We start from the raw sequence: 18,995 nt of genomic DNA on the forward strand, positions 1-18,995 counted from the left end.
CAGTTTAGAAAGAGACCCACTCATCCGCCGCGCTGGCGGCAGGCGCAGCGCGCACGGGCGAACTCTTCAGCACCGGCGTTTTAACCGGCTCAGGCTGCGCGGTATCACGCTCAGAGAGACGGAAGCGGGCGACCGAACGCTGTAGATCTTCGGTCTGACGTTCCAGCGCGGTCGCGGCGGCGGAAACCTCTTCCACCAGCGAGGCGTTTTGCTGCGTTACGCTGTCCATCTCCGCCACGGCGGTGCCGACCTGTTCAATGCCTTTGCTCTGCTCTTCCGACGCGGCGGCAATCTGCTTCATGATCTCCGTTACGTCGCCGACCGCCTTGACGATGGCGCTCATGGTACTGCCTGCTTCGTTAACCAGTTTCGAGCCGCTGTCGACTCGCGCTACGGAATCACCAATCAGCGATTCAATCTCTTTTGCGGCACCGGCGCTGCGGCTTGCCAGGTTACGCACTTCGCTGGCCACAACCGCAAAGCCGCGGCCCTGTTCGCCCGCGCGTGCCGCCTCAACCGCCGCGTTCAACGCCAGAATATTGGTCTGGAAGGCGATGCTGTTAATCACGCTGGTGATTTCAGCGATTTTTTTCGAGCTGTCGGAAATGCCGGACATGGTCTGCACCACCGCATTCACCAGGCTGCCGCCCTGCCCGGCGGTCAGCGAGGCGCTGTCGGCCAGATCGCTGGCCTGACGGGCGTTATCGGCGTTCAGCTTCACGGTAGCGGTCAGCTGCTCCATGCTGGCTGCGGTCTGCTCCAGCGCGGCCGCCTGCTGCTCGGTGCGTGAAGAGAGATCGTTATTGCCCATTGAGATTTCTGCCGCGCCGCGATAGATATTTTCCGTACCGCTACGGATCGCGCTGACCGCTTCACGCAGGCTATCCTGCATGGCACGCAGCAGCGGCACCAGTTTACCCACGCAGTTACGGCCAATCTCATCAATCGGCTGGCTTAAATCACCCTCGGCAATTTTACTGAAATGACCACGCAGCACTTCCAGCGGGCGTGCCAGCATGGTTACCAGGTAGCGATCGGTAAACAGTAAAATCAACAGGCCGCAGATCACCGCAACAATGATGGTGATACGGGTAATAATGGTAATGCGATCAACGGTGACGCGGGTTTGATCGAGCATCAGGCCCGCCGCAACGTTATATTTTTCCGCTACCGCGCCAAATTCCCGGCTCAACGTCGGCGTCACGCTATTGGCGTGACGACGGTAATCTTCCAGCGAGGCCTGCTGCGCCAGCTGCATTTGCGGTTTGATGCCCTGTTCCAGCAGACGGGTCCAGTTCTCTTCTACCGCCGTGGAAACCGCGCTATCCATCGGCCCCGGCGCGGCGGCTTTAAACTGTTGCAGCTGCTCCGCCATACCATCAAGCGCTTTTTGCACGTTGGCAAACGCCGCGGCATCCGGCGTACCGCCCGTGGCGCGAATCTCCATCACGCGCGACAGGCGCGTAACAAAACGAAAGTATTGGTCGTTGCCCTTGCTCAGGATAGTCATCTGCGACACCAGCTGTCGATCGACGCTGTTACCTTCGCTCAGGGCGTTTAACGAGTGAACGCTGTACATACCCACTGCCGACCAAAGCAAACAAAACAGGCCAAGGATCGAAAGCATAACGGTGCGTATGGTGAAGTTTTTTAATAACTGCATAGCTGCCTCAGTTCGGTCATTAACCGTTGAAAATTCCGTCAACTCTGACGGGCTTATCGACGGTTATCGGCAGATATGGCGGAAATTATACTGTTTTATAACATCCGCCCTGCTGGCTTACTGAGGGGATAACAAACGGCTGCCGTTTAACTTATTGATCGGTTAAGGCATTAATGGCTAAGCACGGTGAAAAATAGCCATTTTTGTTATTTAAAATAATGTTTTGTTAAATAACTAATGCAGTTTGACCATCGCCCGCATCAGCAAACGCAACAGGCGCAAACGCATGCGCATAAAGCGGTGCTGCAACACCACGGCCGCCTCGCCTTTGACGCCAAAACGCAGCGTGACATCGGCACCTGGGTGCCAGGCAGGCCAGGTGGTTTCGCCGTTGAGCTGATGCGAAAATTCCGTCGCATCCTGGGCAAAACGCAGCCAGTACTCGCTGATACGTCGGGCAAAAGCGCGGTCGCCTGCGCTATACTCACGCTCCGCTATTTGTGGATTTTCCGCCGTCATGGTTTCCATCACGTAAGGAATCTCGTTGCCGTGCCAGCTACCGTCCGGGCAGAGATCGCGGGTGTTTTCCGAGACATAATCAAAATAATAGCGCCAGCCCGGCACCCCGCGCCGATGCTGCGCCTGTACCGCCAGCCAGGTAATGGTGCCGAAAGCGATATCGCGCGCCACTTTGCGCCCCAGACGACGATCGTCATGTTCGTCATACAGCGATTTGATCAGCTTCAGCAACAGCGGGCGGCGCTGGCGTAAACGGGTGATGGTGGTCGCGGGATCGATACCAAAATAGTCCAGCACGCTGCCTTCATCGCTGTTGTAGCCAATCATCAGCGGATAACGGTGCTGACGCGCGGCGGCAAATACCTCAACCACGGGCTTCGGCAATACCCTGTCGCCCGCGATGGCAACCGGCCCATTGCCCAGCTGCGACGGCAGCGAACAAAAATGCTCGGCCGGCAGCGCACGCAGATCGTCCGCGCTGGCTTTTTTCAGCCCCAGATGATGCGCCACCGCGACGCCATTGCTCAGTGCCTCATCACGTTTTTTATCCGGTAAACTGTACGCGCTCTGTACGATACCTTTGTGAAACAGCCCCGCCGCCAGCGGCGAGGCAAACAGCGACAGCACGCTGCGTCCACCGGAAGATTCGCCAAACAGCGTCACGTTGCGGCGGTCGCCGCCAAATGAGGCGATATTGCGCTGTACCCATTGCAGCGCCGCAATCTGATCGAGCAGCGCAAAGTTATTTACCGCTTCGCCAGGCGGAAACTCCGCATCCAGCGCCGGGTGGGCGAAGAAACCTAAGTGGCCCAGGCGATAGTTCAGCGTGACCACTACGACGCCGCGCGCCGCCAGCGCTTTCCCGTTATAGGGCGGCAGGCTGCCAGCGCCAAGCACAAAGCCGCCGCCGTGGATCCAGACCATCACCGGCAGCGGGCTGGACGGCTCAATATCCGGCGACCAGACGTTAAGATAGAGGCAATCTTCGCTGATATTGCCGGGATCGCCGCCGCCCGCCAGCACACAATGTTCGCGTAACTGCCAGCTGGCATTGCCCCATTGCGTGGCGTCACGCACCTCTGACCACGGCGCGGCGGGTCTGGGTGCGCGCCAGCGCAGCGCGCCTACCGGCGGTGCCGCATAAGGAATACCTTTGAAAACAAAAATGCCTTCATCAATTGCGCCGCGCAATGCACCTTCTGCTGTGTTAATTCTTAAGGACTCATTCTTCATTATTTTTTCCAACCTGAAGCTCGGGCTTATTATTCGCAGGTGCGGTTTTATTGTCTATGCTGACGGCGATTTTGCAGATTATACCGAGGAAAAATGCGCCCGGTTTGCGCTATTTTCAGATAAAAAGAGGGTCTTAACGGCGTGCAAAAACGGGCTAACGTGGGAAAAGCGGGAAAAGCGCACGGCGGCATACCGCTCGAACACGCTGCCGAACGCGCTGAAATGATAAGAGACGTGATATCTTTCGCGCGGAACGTTGCTACCCGCCAGCGCGAAAGATTAATGATTTAGCTTAATCCGCAGCGTTGCAGGCTGGCGGCCTGGCGCGCGGCATAGAGTGTCATCTCATCGGTAACCGCGCTGCCTAACGCCTGCTCGAAACTGGCCCGGCTGGCGGCTGCGGCAAAGGCGGCCTGTGCTTCTCCGCCCAGATTGGACTGAAAAATACCGGCGGCGCTCACCGGCAGGAAATCTTCATAAACCTGAGGATCCGCCACAAGCAATCCCTGGTCAATCAGCGCCTCTTTATCCGCATCGGGCGGCAAGGCCTGCTGTCGGCCCTTTTCCGTTAGCCGATATTCAAACCAGGCAAGCTGCTGCTGACGTAACAGCCGTTCATTATCGGGGAAATCGCGGAATACCTCCGCCAGATGTTGTTGATGCTGCTGATTCTGCGTCCCGCTGCCCGCCTGCGCCAGCAGGCTATCGTAACGCTGCCTTCCCGCAGGCGTCAGCGCGACCCCGCGCTGTTCGATCTCGCCAAAGCGCGCCGTGTGGCTGCCTTCGCCGCCATCGCTAAAGATAACCGGCTCTTCCAGCGCTTTAAAGCTGGTCTGACGCAGCAGAATCGGTACCTGACGGCGCGGCGGCCCTTCGATAATCGCCTTGGGCACAATGCCCCGTTCAGGCATCAGCGCCTGCACCCGATCGATATCCAGCGTGCGCGGCGTAAGGTGATTAATATGACAGCCCGGAAAACAGACCACGTCAGCAATTAAGCGATGCTGCTGATGCAGCGCCTGATAAGTGGCGCGATCGACGGTGGTTTGTCGATGCCAGCGAAAGGTTTCCAGCGCCTCGCGCACAAACTCAGCGGCGGTCGGTTCATCAAATCCGCCCTGCTGCTGATGCTGCGCAATCAGCGCCAGACAGCGCGGCGTGAAAATCTGCCGCGCGGCGAGGATCGCCTGCGCCTGCTGCCGCAGCGTAGCGTCTTCAATCAGCTCCAGCCGCAGCAACGAGGTAAACAGCCGGAACGGATTGCGGCGCAGCGCGTCGCCTTCCAGCGGGCGAAAGGCGGTGGAGTGAACCGGCACGCCCGCCGGAGCAAGATCGTAATAGCCTACCGGGTACATGCCCATAATGGCAAACAGCTGGCGCAGCGTATTCAGCTCCTGAGCGCTGCCGACCCGAATGGCGCCGTGACGCTCCACGCTCAGGCGCGCCAGCTCATCTGCTGCCGCAAGCCGCTCGGCCAACGCGCTATCCTGCGCCAGCACCTGCTGGTTGACTTCCGCCACCAGCGTTAACAAGGTGCCGTACTGTGGCACCTCCTGCTGATACATAGCCGACATCGCCTGAGAAAAACTATCCCGCAGCGCGTCCGCGCTAACAAACTTTTGCATAACTCCGCCTTTTTTTGCCTTGCTCTGCAGCCACTGTAGAGCAAGCAAAAAACGGGCGGAAAAAAGGTGTTAAATTTGTGATCGCGACGGTGAAAGCGACGCGGCGCTGGCTGTCACGCCGCCTTTACAAGCGGGATCGTGTTTAGCCCCAGCGCTGTTTGGCCAGCAGCATCAGCGTGGTCAATGCCGCAGGCAACGCCAGCAGCATAAAGATCTGGCTAAACGACCAGCCCAGCGCCAGCATTTCTGCCCCGGCGAAGGCGCTAAGAATCGCGCCGATACGACCGATGCCATGCATCCAGCTGGAACCGGTGGCGCGCGCCGAAGTGGGATAATAGCTGGCGGCCAACGCATTCATGCCGGTATTGGCACCGTTGAAACAAAAACCGCAGCAAAAAGCGATAAGCGCCATTAGCAACGGCTGGGCAGATGCGCAGCCAAGCAGAATCGCCGCCAGCCCGCCGCAAAAATAGATTGCCGCCAGCGCCCGATTGGCATTAACCCGATCCATTAACCAACCGGCGAACAGCGATCCTACGGTGCCACCCGCCTGGTACATGGCGGTAATCAGCGCGGCGGCGGTAACGCTTAATCCCATATCGCCAATCAGCGCTGGCATCCAGCTGCCAATCAGATAGACCAGAAACAGCCCCATAAAGTAGCCGCCCCACAGCATCAGGCTGCCGAAACGGTACTGAACGGAAAGCACGGTGCGGATACCGCCTGCGCCCGGCATCGGTAGAGGATAAACAAAGGTGCTATAGGGGGTGGTGCTGCCCGGCCACATTTTTTCGACAATAGCGCGAATGCGCCAGTCCGCCGCCTGCTGTGCCAGCAGAAAGCGCACCGATTCAGGCAGGTAGCGCAGCAGCAGCGGCAACAGCATCAAAGGCAGAATGCCGCCTAACAGCAGCACCGCATGCCAGCCGAAATTTGGGATCAGCCATGAGGCGGCAAAACCGCCGCTGGCCGCGCCGAAGGTAAAGCCGCAGAACACCACGGTAATCAAAAATGCGCGCTGGCGCTCAGGGGCATATTCCGCGACCAGCGTACCGACGTTTGGCATTGCGGCACCCAGCCCCAGCCCGGTCAGCAGTCGGAACAGCATCATCTGTTCGATGTTTTGCGCCATTGCCGTCGCCAGCGTCCAGAGACCAAAAAAGAAGACGCTGCTGATAATGATCCAGCGCCGTCCGTAGCGGTCGGCCAGCGGGCCGGCAAACATCGCGCCCAGCGCCAGCCCGACCAGCGCCGCGCCAATCGCCATGCCAAGCTGATGGCTGGATATTTGCCAGGCGCTACGCAGAGCGGGCGCAATAAACCCCATCAGCGCGATATCCATGCCATCCAGCGCGACGATAATAAAACAGAGCGCGATAATGCGTCGTTGAAATGCGCTCAGGCCGTGCTGGTTAATGCGCTGGCGAACGTCAATGGCCGTTGTACTGTCCAGAACTCGACTCCCTGTGGTTTGTTAACAGATAAAGCGTCCAGTAATGATAAAAAAACGCTCTATCATAGCGAAACGCTATACGCTGACGCCATGACTTTGCCGCTGCCTGAAATATTCTCAATACGCTCTTTTGCCCGCTGCCGTTGCCTGAAATTGTCTCAATACGTTTTTGCCCGCTGCCGCTACGGTTAACCATGCGAAAAAGTTATGGCGTTCCAGGAAAGAATTACTTTCGTGTTGATGAATACCGTTCTTTTCCTGAGCAACCGGCGATAATGTTAAATTTAATTTGCAATAAAGTTAACAAAATTGCAGCCTGCTGCTTGCGTAACTTCTCACGGTCTCTTTACTCTTGCCCTATGGATAAAAACTATCTGTTTAATCAGCGCATTCGTCTGCGTCATTTACATACTTTTGTCGCGGTCGCGCAGCAAGGTACGCTGGGCCGCGCGGCGGAAACGCTCAGCCTGAGCCAGCCCGCGCTTTCGAAAACCCTTAATGAACTGGAAGAGCTGACCGGCGTGCGTCTGTTTGAGCGTGGCCGATTGGGCGCGCAGCTTACCACCTTCGGCGAGCAGTTCTTAACCCATGCCATTAAGGTGCTGGATGCGCTAAACCATGCCGGTCAGTCTTTTTCCAGCCCGATGAGCGATCGCCCGGTCATTATTCGGTTGGGCGCATTGACCACGGCGGCGATGGGCATGCTGCCGCAAATTCTTGACCGTTTTCACCAGCAGCAGCCGCAGGCCACGGTGCAGGTCGCCACGCTGCACAATAATGTGCTGCTGGCCGGTCTCAAAGCCGGTGAGTTTGATATTGGTATTGGCCGCATGGCGGATGCCGATATGATGACCGGGCTCGCTTATGAGCTGCTATTTCTGGAATCGTTACGGCTGGTGGTACGGCCGGAACATCCGCTTTTAAGTGACAACGTCACCCTTTCCCGCGCGCTACAGTGGCCGGTGGTGATTTCACCGGAAGGCACCGCGCCGCGCCGTATCGCCCAGGCGATGATGGATCAACAGGGCTGCACCCTGCCCGCCAGCTGCGTGGAGACCTCGTCCACTTCGCTGGCGCGTCAGCTGGCGCTGCGTTATGACTATGTCTGGTTTGTGCCGTCGGGCGCGGTAAAAGAAGATCTTTCCCACAGCGCGCTGGTGGCGTTGCCCATTGCTTCGCACGGGCCAGGAGAACCGGTGGGCATTATTACCCGCACCGGCCATCCGCTCTGCCTTAGCGCAGAGATCCTGCTGGCGACCATTCGTAAGTGTCATTCAGGGTAACGGATGCGGAATAGTTAAACACGGGTGCGGAAAACAACGGCTGGACAAGGCCAGCCGCAGAGATTAACGGCTGCGTTTCGCATGCCGTTCGCGGTTATCCAGCCGCGCCTGTTCTGTTTTACGCATACCGACATAGATCGCGCCGCTGCCGCCATGCTGTGGCTGAGCAATGCAGAACGCCTGTACGTCGTCAAACTGCTGCAACCAGCGCGCCAGATAACTGCGTACAATATTGGCATGGGATTCATCTTCCCTGCCTTTACCATGCACAATCAGCAGGTTGCGTAAATTATCCTTCCGCGCTTCCATCATAAAAGCAAACACCGCCTGGCGGCACGCCTCCACCGGCTGACGCAGCAGGTTCAGGCTGGCGTCGAGCTTATATTTGCCCAGACGCAGTTTATCCAGCACGCCCTGCTGAATGCCTTCGGCTTTATATTCCAGCGGATCGCTGAGCGGCACAATATCGAGGTAGCCTCGGGTAAGGAAGTTCTCCATTTCCTCATTCACCGGCTGACGCGGCGTTTTTGGCGTCGGCGCTTTGAGCCAGTGAATATTCGCGCAATCTTTCAGCGGAGTGACATCTTCCATAGCGTCACGAAACAGATCTTTATCGTCAAGGTTCATGGGGCTTACCTCACGCCTGAAATGTCGTGGCAATGCACGAAGAAGAAAATAGCCGTGCGTCCCGCTCAGTTTAACTGATTGACGAGGCGTTGCCAAAACCAATGCCAGCGCGCGCTATGAGCGCGATCGCTGTTTGATTATCAACCAGCGAAACGGCTATTTTTTGTCAGGTCAGTTAAGTGTTAAACACCGTTTCAGATCCGCCGGAGGGTTAAAAAGGTCTTTCGCGTCATTAATTAACAAAAAAGCGCATAAATTTCATCCACTCAGTTACATTGATGTTATTAATCGATAACGTCCCTGCTTTTTATGCGGTTAAAAGTGCGCTTATGCATTCCATTTCGCGCCTGAAGAATGTTAAAATTGACCTCAGTCAATTATTGTCGAGGATGTATCATGATCCCGGAAAAACGCAGCATTCGTCGTATCCAGTCTGGTGGATGCGCAATTCATTGCCAGGACTGTAGTATTAGCCAACTCTGTATTCCTTTTACGCTGAATGAGCACGAGCTGGACCAGCTGGACAACATTATCGAGCGTAAAAAACCGATTCAGAAAGGTCAGGCGTTGTTTAAGGCCGGTGATGAGCTGCGTTCGCTGTATGCTATTCGCTCCGGAACCATTAAAAGTTACACCATTACCGAACAGGGCGATGAGCAAATCACCGGCTTTCACCTGGCGGGCGACCTGGTTGGCTTCGACGCTATCGGCTCCGGGCACCACCCCAGCTTTGCGCAGGCGCTGGAAACCTCAATGGTGTGTGAGATTCCTTTCGAAACATTAGATGATCTCTCCGGTAAAATGCCTGCTCTGCGCCAGCAGATGATGCGTTTGATGAGCGGCGAGATCAAAGGCGATCAGGACATGATCCTGCTGCTTTCCAAGAAAAACGCCGAAGAACGCCTGGCCGCCTTTATCTGGAACCTGGCGCGTCGTTTCGGCCAGCGCGGTTTCTCACAGCGCGAATTTCGTCTGACCATGACGCGTGGCGATATCGGTAACTACCTGGGACTGACGGTGGAAACCATCAGCCGCCTGCTGGGACGCTTCCAGAAAAGCGGTATGCTGGCGGTGAAAGGTAAATATATTACTATTGAAGACCATCCAATGCTGGCCGAGCTGGCCGGTCAAAGCCGCGGCGCGGCCTGATAAGTTGGCCGGATCACTATTTGTTATTTTATTGATCCGGCTAGAACTTTCCCTCTTTTGCCTGACCTGTTAATGGGCTATCTTTACCTGACACGCTCTGGTGTTTGGAGAAGCCGTTATGGTTAAGTATCAAAATATTCTGGTGGCGATAGATCCGGAACAGGACGATCAGCCTGCTTTGCGTCGGGCCGTTTACCTCAACCAGCGTATCGGCGGGAAAATTAAGGCTTTTTTGCCTATTTATGATTTTTCCTATGAGATGACCACCCTGCTTTCACCCGATGAACGCACCACGATGCGCCAGGGAGTAATCAGCCAGCGCACCGAATGGATTCGCGAACAGGCTCAGGCTTATCTGGACGCGGGTGTGGCTATCGATATCAAGGTGGTGTGGCATAACCGCCCCTTTGAAGCGATTATTCAGGAAGTCCTCGCCGGTCAGCACGATTTAGTGTTAAAAATGGCCCACCAGCACGATCGGCTGGAGTCGGTTATTTTTACCCCTACCGACTGGCATCTGCTACGTAAATGTCCCTGCCCGGTCTGGATGGTGAAAGATCAGCCCTGGCCAGAACAGGGTAAAGCAGTGGTGGCCGTGAACCTTGCCAGCGAAGAGCCGCACCACGATGGCCTTAATCAAAAGCTGATACGTGAAACCACCGAGCTGGCCGCCATGGTTAACCATACCGAGGTGCATCTGGTGGGCGCCTATCCGGTTACGCCCATCAATATCGCCATTGAGCTGCCCGATTTCGATCCCAGCATCTATAACGATGCCATTCGCGGTCAGCACCTGGTGGCGATGAAAGCGCTGCGGCAAAAATTCGCTATCGATGAGAAGTTTACCCATGTGGCGAAAGGGCTGCCCGAGGAAGTGATTCCGGATTTGGCCGACCACCTGAACGCAGGTGTGGTGGTGTTAGGCACTATTGGTCGTACCGGCCTGTCAGCGGCGTTTTTGGGTAATACCGCGGAACAGGTTATCGACCATTTGCGTTGCGATCTGTTAGTGATTAAGCCAGATAACTTTGCTTCGTCCATTGAACTGGATGACGACGAAGACGATTAACCCGCGCGGGTAAACGCAGCGCAAACCAAAGCCGTTGTCGACATCATGCCGACAGCGGCTTTTTTATTCGCACGACGCGTGTTGTCCGTCACGAAAACAGGTCCAATAATTACTGCCGGACAGGTTTACTGACCGCATACAGGTAGCGTAAAGTATTAATATAAATTAATGATTAATCAGCTATCGGTTTGCCCTCGCCGGGAGAGCGCTTGCAGAGTAAACATCGATGCCGCTGATAAAGATGACCCAAAGGAAAGCAATATGGCCCTGCCTGGATACGCAGAAAATAATCTTCCTGACTACAGTTTTGCCCGATTGACCAGCAAAGGCGCACCGGATTTTGACTTTGCAGCGCTGGGTGCTTCGATGGACTGCTCGCGCGATTTCAGCCGGGCAGGCATTATTTATGCTGAAGGATCCCAACGTTATCTGGTACGCCCAACGAAACGCCATCCCAATGGCCAGAGCGGCGTGGTAACGCACGTTGTTGTCACCAAGGCGCCAGCAAAAAATGGTGATCTTAGCGTGGGAAAATCCCTGACTAACGCGGTTTCTTCAACCTCTTTAGGTCCCGAAATCGCCTCCACCGTGCTTTCCTGTGGCGCGATGTTGATTACCGCTGGCGTCATGGCCTCTGCCGCCGCCGCTACCCCGCTTACAGCAGGTGCCAGCGGTGCGCTGGTAGCCATTGGTTATGCCGGTGCCGCCGCCAGCGGCCTGCAATGCATCAATGGCCTTTATCGGCTATATGATTTGGTGGAAAATGGCGGCGATTCTGTGCAGTGGCTTGATTCACAGAACTGGTACGTCGCCACCTCTACCGCGTTAGATCTCATCTCATTAGCCAGTGCGGGCGGCGCGCTGAAAGAAGCGCTTGCCACCTGGCGATCCATGAAATCCGTCTCGTCGCTTAAGGCAACGGAATGGTTAAAAAATTACCCTCGCCAGGATCGTGCGCGGTTAACTGAACTGATTATTCGCCTGCAAAATCCGGGCATCAGTAATAAAGAAATCAAAGCGGCGATTCGCGCCGGGCTTTACCCAAAACGTTTCCCTGTGCAACCCATTCAGACTGAACTCACGCGTCAGTTGGCAAACGTGGTGAATAGCTCAGCCGCGCTGGCGGGCAGCGCCGTAAGCGGCGTAATTGCCGCGCCCAGCAACGTGCCGAAAACCGGGCGTTATATTATTGGTACTATTCAGTCATTGGCGGTGCTGTAATGCCGTTGAGCACTTTTCTTTGCGGACGTTATTTCTGCGATCTGCTGCAACATGGGCGTGAAGTGGAGACGGCGATTGCGCGTAAGGACGCAAGCCTGTTGCAGCATTCCACCGTGGATATGGAACGCTGGTTCGCAAAACCGGCCCATGAGCTGCCGAAACAGAACGGTTTTCCTTTAGCGCTGGCGCTGCTGCTGTTTTTATTCATCTTTGCGCTGGATCTGCTGACCACGCTGGCCATAGCGCCGTCGTTATCGCCCCCGCTGCGGGCGCTGTTTTTTTTCGCGCCCTCGATACTGTTTATCTTCAGTAACCTCACCGCGACCTGGTTTATTGCGCGCGGTAAAACAGCTGGCTTGCGCTGGTATAGCGGCGTTTATCACAGCCTTGGTTTAGCCACCCTGCTATTACTCTGTTCTACACTGTTTGCGGGCAACGGGCATCATGGCCTTTTAATGCTGATCGCACTGTTTTTGCTGCTCGGATGCCGCTATGTCTTTAACAGCCGTGCATTTATGGCGTTTGTGCTTTTCTGTCGCACACAGCGTATCGCTACGCTGGCGCGCACCAGACGGCAGGCAAAAAATTGATCAGCAGCCAGACGCGTCATCAGAATCAGCTTGTTACGGGTGACTCCGCTTCTGCGTTTAGGGCAGAAGCGGGCAAAAGAAAAGCCGCTGTCGAACGATGCCGACAGCGGCTTTTTTTATCGCCTTACAGCGCTTTAAGGATCGCTTCTACGCTTGCTTTGGCATCGCCAAACAGCATCTGCGTATTCTCTTTAAAGAACAGCGGATTCTGCACGCCCGCATAGCCGGTATTCATGGAACGTTTGAACACCACCACGTTTTGCGCCTTCCAGACCTCCAGCACCGGCATCCCGGCAATCGGGCTGCGCGGATCTTCCTGGGCAGCAGGGTTAACGGTATCGTTCGCACCGATAACCAGCACCGTATCGGTATGCGCGAAATCATCGTTGATCTCATCCATCTCCAGCACCACGTCATACGGCACTTTGGCTTCCGCCAGCAGTACGTTCATATGGCCCGGCAGACGACCGGCCACCGGATGAATACCAAACCGCACATTGATACCGCGCGCGCGTAGCTTTTCCGTGATCTCCGCAACCGGATATTGCGCCTGCGCCACCGCCATGCCGTAGCCCGGCGTGATGATCACCGATGAGGCGTTTTTCAACATCTCCGCCGTATCCTGCGCGTTAATCTCACGATACTCGCCGCTTTCTTCGCCCTCACCTGGCGCCGCGCTGCTGTCCGTACCGAAGCCGCCAGCGATCACGCTGATAAATGAACGGTTCATCGCCTTACACATAATGTAAGAGAGAATCGCGCCCGACGACCCCACCAGCGCGCCGGTCACGATCAGCAAATCGTTGCTCAGCATAAAACCGGCCGCCGCTGCCGCCCAGCCGGAATAGGAGTTCAACATTGAAACCACTACCGGCATATCCGCGCCACCGATGGAGGCCACCAGATGCCAGCCAAAGGCGAGTGCAATCACTATCATGATGAACAGCGCAAAGACCTGCAGCCCGGCGCTGTCGGTGCGTACAAATATCCACAGCAGCAGGAAAGAGACCACCAGCGCCAGCAGGTTCAGCTTATGGCGATGCGGCAGCATCAACGGACGCGAGGAAATTTTCCCGCACAGCTTGCCAAATGCCACCAGCGAACCGGTAAAGGTAACGGCACCGATAAAAATGCCGAGGAAAATTTCCGTCAGATGGATATTTTCCATTATCGGTTCCAGGCCGGGGCCGTGGTCAATATAGCTGTTTAACCCCACCAGCACCGCCGCCAGCCCGACAAAGCTGTGCAGGATCGCCACCAGTTCCGGCATCTCCGTCATTTCCACTTTTTTCGCCAGATGGATGCCGATGGCGCCCCCGATTACCATCGCCAGTAAAATCCAGGCGATGTTGCCGGTATCCGGGCCGAAAATGGTGGCAAAAAGCGCAATGCCCATCCCGGTCATGCCGAAAATATTTCCCTGCTTCGAGGTTTCATGCTTTGAAAGCCCCGCCAGGCTACAGATAAAAAGAATCGCGGCAACAATATATGCTGCAGTCACTAATCCGCCAGACATGTTGTTGCCCCTTAGTTTTTACGAAACATTTTCAGCATGCGCTGAGTTACGGTAAAGCCGCCAAAGATATTAATGCTGGCAATGAGTACGGCAATAAAGGCCAGGAATGTGACCCAGCCGCCGTGGCCAATCTGCAACAGCGCGCCCACGACAATGATGCCGGAAATGGCGTTGGTCACCGACATCAGCGGCGTGTGCAATGAATGGCTGACATTCCATACCACGTAATACCCCACCACGCAGGAGAGCGCGAACACGGTAAAGTGAGAAAGGAAAGCCGCCGGGGCGACGTTAGCGAGGCAGGCGAACAGCACAATCCCCAGCGCCAGCAGCAGATATTTGCGCCACGGCGAGGCGGGCGCTCTCGCTACCGCCTGCGGCTGGGCTGCGGGCTGAGCAGCTTTCGGCGCGGCGGAGACCTGAATCGGCGGCGCAGGCCAGGTTACCTCACCGTCGCGCACCGTGGTGACGCCACGGATAACTACATCCTCAAAGTTAATGTCGATTTCGCCATTTTTTTCTTTGCACAACAGTTTTAACAGGTTAACCAGGTTGGTGCTGTAAAGCTGCGAAGATTGGGTTGGTAAACGGCTGGGCAAATCGGTATAGCCAATGATTTTAACGCCGTTTTCAGTGGTGGTTACGCGGTCCGCGACGGTGAGTTCACAGTTGCCGCCGGTTTGCGCCGCCAGATCGACCACCACGCTGCCCGGCTTCATGGTGGCAACCATCTCGCGGGTAATCAGACGCGGCGCAGGTTTACCGGGAATCAGCGCCGTGGTGATAATAATATCCACCTCTTTGGCCTGAGCGGCGAACAGCGCCATTTCCGCCTCAATAAAGGCCGGCGACATCTCTTTGGCATAGCCGTCGCCGCTGCCCGCTTCCTCTTTGAAATCAAGCTCGAGGAATTCCGCGCCCATGCTTTTAACCTGCTCTTTCACTTCCGGGCGGGTATCGAACGCACGCACAATGGCGCCCAGGCTACCGGCCGCGCCGATGGCCGCCAGGCCCGCAACGCCAGCGCCGATAACCATCACTTTGGCTGGCGGCACTTTCCCGGCGGCGGTGATCTGCCCGGTAAAGAACCGCCCGAACTCATGCGCCGCCTCCACCACCGCGCGGTAACCGGCGATATTGGCCATGGAACTCAGCGCATCCAGCGACTGGGCGCGGGAAATACGCGGCACCGCATCCATCGCCATGACGTTAACCTTGCGCGCAGCCAGTTTTTCCATCAGCTGCGGATTCTGCGCAGGCCAGATAAAGCTTACCAGCGTGCTGCCCTCGCGCAGTAGCGCAATCTCCTCATCATCCGGCGCGTTAACTTTCAGCACAATATCCGCCTGCAACGCTTGCTGACGATCGACTAACGTCGCACCGGCCTGCTGATAAGCGCTATCGGTAAAGCTGGCCGCGATGCCCGCCTGTTGCTCAATTGTCACGCTAAAGCCCAGCTTTAGCAGTTGCTCTACCGTTTTCGGCGTCGCGGCTACGCGCGCTTCATTCGGCAACCGCTCTTTGGGTACTCCAATTAACATAGTTTTCCCTTTCATCGGTTAGTGATTGATATTGAAACGCCACGACAGCGCCGCCAGGCGTCTCCGGTTTTGTATCAAAGTGTTTATAACCTACTGAATATATGTCGCGTAATCTACCCGCCTCAGGCTGCGCAAAAAGTTTTTACGCAAAAATCCCTTTTGGACAGCAACGCCCGCTATTTTCCCCGTATTAAATACGTTTAAACAGCCATAACCTCTGTGAAGAAGCGCATAAAAAAGTTTATCGCCCACAAGTTTATTGTTATTTAACAACTAATTAACTAAAATAGCGTTAACATTAATCGCTTAAATCGATAAAGGCGCGTTAAACCAGAGCAAAAGCTGTGCGTTTTAACCGCGCCTTTTAATGTTGCAACCCGCATGCCCGAATGGCATAAATTGACTGAGACAGCGGCCATTATTACATGCAATAATCTTTAGCTAATCTGTTACACATCAAGAGTCCAGCACGTTTTCGTACTCAATTTTTGCGTAAGGCGAAGGATCATTTTTATGAAGCTGAAGAACACTCTTCTGTTGACCGCTCTGCTGTCATCAATGGCGTTGACCGCTCAGGCAGCGCAGGAGCTGTCACCAGAAAAAGCGGCCGCGTTAAAACCATTCGAACGTATTAATATTAGCGGTCGTTTTAATTCTATTGGCGAGGCCAGCGAAGCCGTTTCCCGCCGTGCAGACAGCAAGGGCGCATCCGCCTTTTATATTCAGGGCATTAACGATGCAACCGGCAACAGCGGCAACTGGCGCGTTACCGCCGATCTCTATCACGCCGATGCCCCCGCTGCGGAAAAAACGCCCGAATATCGCTTTTTCAGCGGCGTAAAAGAGCTGCCTAAGGCAGAGGCTTACCAGCTGGAACCTTATGACACCGTTTCCGCCAGCGGCTTTTATCACAGCCAGCCTGAAGTCAATGAGGCGATTGGTAAAGCAGCCAAAGCGAAAGGCGCGGCCTCGTTCTTTATTGTGCGTCAGATCGATGCCAACAGCGGCGGCAACCAGTACATCACCGCCTATGTTTATAAAGCCGATGCGCCGAAACGTCAGGTGCAAAGCCCTAACGTGATCCCGCGTAACTCTGAAGCGGGCAAAGCGGCGCTGGCTACCGGCGGTGTCGCGGCGAAACAGGTTGAACTGCCGGGCGTGGCTTCGTCAGAAACGCCAAGCAACAAAGTCGGCCGTTTCTTTGAAACGCAGAGCTCCACCGGCGAGCGTTATACCGTGCGCCTGCCGAGCGGCAAAGAGATACAGGAAGTGAATGCGATTACCGCGGCGCAAATGCAGCCGTTTGATACCGTTACGTTCACCGGCCACTTCGGTACGCCAACGGAGATCTCCGAAGCGGTAGCCAAACGTGCCGCCGAGAAAGGCGCGAAGTTCTATCACGTGACCCGTCAGTGGCAGAACCAGAGCGGCGGCAACCTGACCGTGACCGCCGATCTGTTTAAATAATTTCCTCCCCGGAGCGGCGCATCCGTCGCTCCGTCATATTCTGAATAATCTGTAGCGCTTTTTGCATAGACACGCATTGCGCGACGCCTCCGCACTCCGTAAAATCCCGGCCTTATTTCAGCGGAAAAGAGGGATTATCTCTCTGCCTGCCTGATTAAAAGTCAACCGCTACGCGGTTCCCTGGTTATTTATTCTGTTTCAGGACGGTTTCTTGGACAAAAAATTAGGCCTTAGCGCCCTGACCGCGCTGGTACTCAGCTCTATGCTGGGCGCAGGCGTTTTTAGCCTGCCGCAAAATATGGCGGCCGTGGCCAGCCCCGCTGCGCTGCTTATCGGCTGGGCTATTACCGGCGCGGGCATTCTGTTTCTTTCGCTGGCGCTGCTGCTGTTAACGCGTCTTAAACCGGAACTGGACGGCGGCATTTTTACCTATGCCCGCGATGGCTTCGGCGAACTGGTAGGCTTCAGCTCCGCCTGGGGTTACTGGCTGTGCGCGGTTATCGCTAACGTCTCTTACCTGGTGATCGTTTTCTCGGCGCTGAGCTTTTTTACCGACTCGCCGGGACGGGTGATCTTTGGTGATGGCAACACCTGGCAGGCGATGCTTGGCGCATCGCTGCTGCTGTGGCTGGTCCACTGGCTGGTGCTACGCGGCGTACAGACGGCGGCCAGCATCAATATGCTTGCTACGCTGGGCAAACTGGTGCCGCTCGGCCTGTTCGTGGTACTGGCGATCGTCGCGTTTAACCTTGACCGTTTCCGCTTTGATTTCACCGGCGTAGCGCTGGGGCAGCCGGTATGGGAGCAGGTGAAACAAACCATGCTGATTACCCTGTGGGTGTTTATCGGCGTGGAGGGCGCGGTGGTGGTCTCCGCGCGAGCGCGTAACAAGCGCGATGTCGGCAAAGCGACGCTGCTGGCGGTGCTGGCGGCACTGACCGTTTATCTGCTGGTTACCCTGCTGTCGTTGGGTATTGTGCCGCGCGCCGAGCTGGCAGAGATGCGTAACCCTTCTATGGCGGGGCTGATGACCAAACTGATTGGCTCATGGGGCAATGCGGTGATCGCGCTGGGGCTGGTGGTTTCCGTCTGCGGCGCCTATCTGAGCTGGACGATTATGGCGGCCGAAGTGCCGTTAATCGCCGCACAGCAGGGCGCGTTTCCGCGCAGCCTGAGCCGCCAGAATCGCCATAATGCGCCTTCCGCTTCGCTGTGGCTGACCAACGGCAGCGTACAGGTTTGCCTGATTTTGATCTGGTTAACCAATTCGGATTACAACACGCTGCTGACTATCGCCTCAGAAATGGTGCTGGTGCCCTATTTCCTGGTCGGCGCTTATTTGCTGAAGCTGGTATGGCATAAGGGTGAAGCCTGGATGACGGCAGTGGCGCTGGGCGCCTGCCTTTACGGCCTGTGGCTGCTGTATGCCTCCGGCCCGCTGCATCTGCTGCTGTCGGTGATACTCTATGCGCCGGGGATGTTGCTGTTTCTGTTTGCCCGCCGTGGCGGTCGGGCATCCAGTGCGCTCAGCGTAGTCGAACGTGTCGCCATCGCTCTGCTGGTGATCGGTGCCTTCCCGGCGACCTGGGTATTAATGAAGTGATTAATGTGGGGCGGCGGGGAACTGAATAGTTAGCCGCTCCTCCTGCTGAGACAGCGATAACGGCTTGCGATATTCGTGATGAATAGCGTCAAGCTGATCGCTGGAAAGCGGATAAGGCAATAAAATATCAAACTGCGCGATATGTTGCTGTTCGGCTAAGGTGATCAGCCGGGCGATGTTAATTTCATCGCTCACCTGGGTCGAAATGATTTGCAGCGCTAACTCTTTTAACCGCTCGGAAGGCGGCCGCTGCGAATCCGCTGGATTGCGGGTGACCATGCCAAAGATCGGCATAACGCCATAAATGGCATCGACAAAGCTCCAGCGCTTTTTACAGGATGCAGCAAGAAAATCGGTATAATTGAAGCAGATGCGGTCATGGGTACCCGCAGACGCCAGCTGTTTATCTGACACCCTCACTCTCCTCCTGGCCAGA

General features: G+C 55.9%; 16 protein-coding genes. 8 read left to right on the forward strand and 8 right to left on the reverse strand.

What is annotated here, in order from left to right; translation table 11 throughout:
* Positions 1–4: 4 nt before the first annotated feature.
* Positions 5–1,663, reverse strand: coding sequence for a methyl-accepting chemotaxis protein (locus J2X14_RS04470; RefSeq protein WP_352409980.1), 1,659 nt, complete (start codon positions 1,661–1,663; stop codon positions 5–7).
* 234 nt (positions 1,664–1,897) lie between these two features.
* Positions 1,898–3,415, reverse strand: a complete 1,518-nt coding sequence (locus tag J2X14_RS04475) for a carboxylesterase/lipase family protein (protein WP_352409981.1) — start codon at positions 3,413–3,415, stop codon at positions 1,898–1,900.
* On the opposite strand from J2X14_RS04475, the gene J2X14_RS04480 reads away from it, so the two are divergent.
* Positions 3,336–3,641: a hypothetical protein gene (locus tag J2X14_RS04480; protein ID WP_352410154.1), complete on the forward strand. Its 306-nt coding sequence runs from the start codon at positions 3,336–3,338 to the stop codon at positions 3,639–3,641. The genes J2X14_RS04475 and J2X14_RS04480 overlap by 80 nt on opposite strands.
* A 61-nt stretch (positions 3,642–3,702) precedes the next feature.
* Here J2X14_RS04480 and hglS read toward each other — a convergent pair whose 3' ends face one another.
* Positions 3,703–5,040: a 2-oxoadipate dioxygenase/decarboxylase HglS gene (gene hglS, locus J2X14_RS04485; protein WP_352409982.1), complete on the reverse strand. Its 1,338-nt coding sequence runs from the start codon at positions 5,038–5,040 to the stop codon at positions 3,703–3,705.
* Between the two features lie 142 nt (positions 5,041–5,182).
* Positions 5,183–6,493: an MFS transporter gene (locus J2X14_RS04490; RefSeq protein ID WP_352410148.1), complete on the reverse strand. Its 1,311-nt coding sequence runs from the start codon at positions 6,491–6,493 to the stop codon at positions 5,183–5,185.
* A gap of 359 nt (positions 6,494–6,852) precedes the next feature.
* On the opposite strand from J2X14_RS04490, the gene J2X14_RS04495 reads away from it, so the two are divergent.
* Positions 6,853–7,776, forward strand: a complete 924-nt coding sequence (locus tag J2X14_RS04495; protein ID WP_352409983.1) for a LysR substrate-binding domain-containing protein — start codon at positions 6,853–6,855, stop codon at positions 7,774–7,776.
* Positions 7,777–7,839: 63 nt separating this feature from the next.
* Here the strand turns inward: J2X14_RS04495 and smrA are convergent, their stop codons facing one another.
* Positions 7,840–8,403, reverse strand: a complete 564-nt coding sequence (smrA, locus tag J2X14_RS04500) for a DNA endonuclease SmrA (RefSeq protein WP_352409984.1) — start codon at positions 8,401–8,403, stop codon at positions 7,840–7,842.
* 396 nt (positions 8,404–8,799) lie between these two features.
* Between smrA and fnr the strand changes: the two genes are divergently transcribed.
* The 4 genes from fnr to J2X14_RS04520 all read left to right on the forward strand — a co-directional run bounded on the left by fnr (position 8,800) and on the right by J2X14_RS04520 (position 12,432).
* Entirely contained in the window at positions 8,800–9,552 is a 753-nt protein-coding gene (gene fnr / locus J2X14_RS04505; RefSeq protein WP_085071672.1) for a fumarate/nitrate reduction transcriptional regulator Fnr, read from the forward strand.
* 118 nt (positions 9,553–9,670) lie between these two features.
* On the forward strand, positions 9,671–10,621 hold the full coding sequence (gene uspE, locus J2X14_RS04510) for a universal stress protein UspE (protein ID WP_352409985.1): 951 nt from the start codon (positions 9,671–9,673) through the stop codon (positions 10,619–10,621).
* A 261-nt stretch (positions 10,622–10,882) separates the two neighbouring features.
* Complete coding sequence (gene ssp4 / locus J2X14_RS04515; protein ID WP_352409986.1) at positions 10,883–11,842, forward strand: Ssp4 family T6SS effector; 960 nt, start codon at positions 10,883–10,885, stop codon at positions 11,840–11,842.
* Positions 11,842–12,432, forward strand: coding sequence for a hypothetical protein (locus J2X14_RS04520; RefSeq protein ID WP_352409987.1), 591 nt, complete (start codon positions 11,842–11,844; stop codon positions 12,430–12,432). The genes ssp4 and J2X14_RS04520 overlap by 1 nt, the downstream gene beginning before the upstream one ends.
* A gap of 124 nt (positions 12,433–12,556) precedes the next feature.
* On the opposite strand, the gene pntB is transcribed toward J2X14_RS04520, so the two are convergent.
* Both pntB and pntA read right to left on the reverse strand, forming a co-directional pair.
* Positions 12,557–13,948, reverse strand: a complete 1,392-nt coding sequence (gene pntB / locus J2X14_RS04525) for a Re/Si-specific NAD(P)(+) transhydrogenase subunit beta (protein WP_352409988.1) — start codon at positions 13,946–13,948, stop codon at positions 12,557–12,559.
* A gap of 11 nt (positions 13,949–13,959) precedes the next feature.
* Positions 13,960–15,489 carry a Re/Si-specific NAD(P)(+) transhydrogenase subunit alpha gene (pntA, locus tag J2X14_RS04530; protein WP_352409989.1) on the reverse strand — a complete coding sequence of 510 codons (1,530 nt, stop codon included), beginning with the start codon at positions 15,487–15,489 and terminating at the stop codon, positions 13,960–13,962.
* 513 nt (positions 15,490–16,002) lie between these two features.
* On the opposite strand from pntA, the gene ydgH reads away from it, so the two are divergent.
* A complete protein-coding gene (ydgH, locus tag J2X14_RS04535; RefSeq protein ID WP_352409990.1) occupies positions 16,003–16,956 on the forward strand; it encodes a DUF1471 family protein YdgH in 954 nt (317 codons plus the stop codon).
* A 211-nt stretch (positions 16,957–17,167) separates the two neighbouring features.
* Entirely contained in the window at positions 17,168–18,559 is a 1,392-nt protein-coding gene (locus J2X14_RS04540; protein ID WP_352409991.1) for a basic amino acid/polyamine antiporter, read from the forward strand.
* Here the strand turns inward: J2X14_RS04540 and J2X14_RS04545 are convergent, their stop codons facing one another.
* Positions 18,560–18,973: a hypothetical protein gene (locus J2X14_RS04545; RefSeq protein ID WP_352409992.1), complete on the reverse strand. Its 414-nt coding sequence runs from the start codon at positions 18,971–18,973 to the stop codon at positions 18,560–18,562.
* Between the last annotated feature and the right edge of the window lie 22 nt (positions 18,974–18,995).

The sequence above is a fragment of the Mixta sp. BE291 genome (assembly GCF_031457955.1).
In the GTDB taxonomy this organism is placed as follows: domain Bacteria; phylum Pseudomonadota; class Gammaproteobacteria; order Enterobacterales; family Enterobacteriaceae; genus Mixta.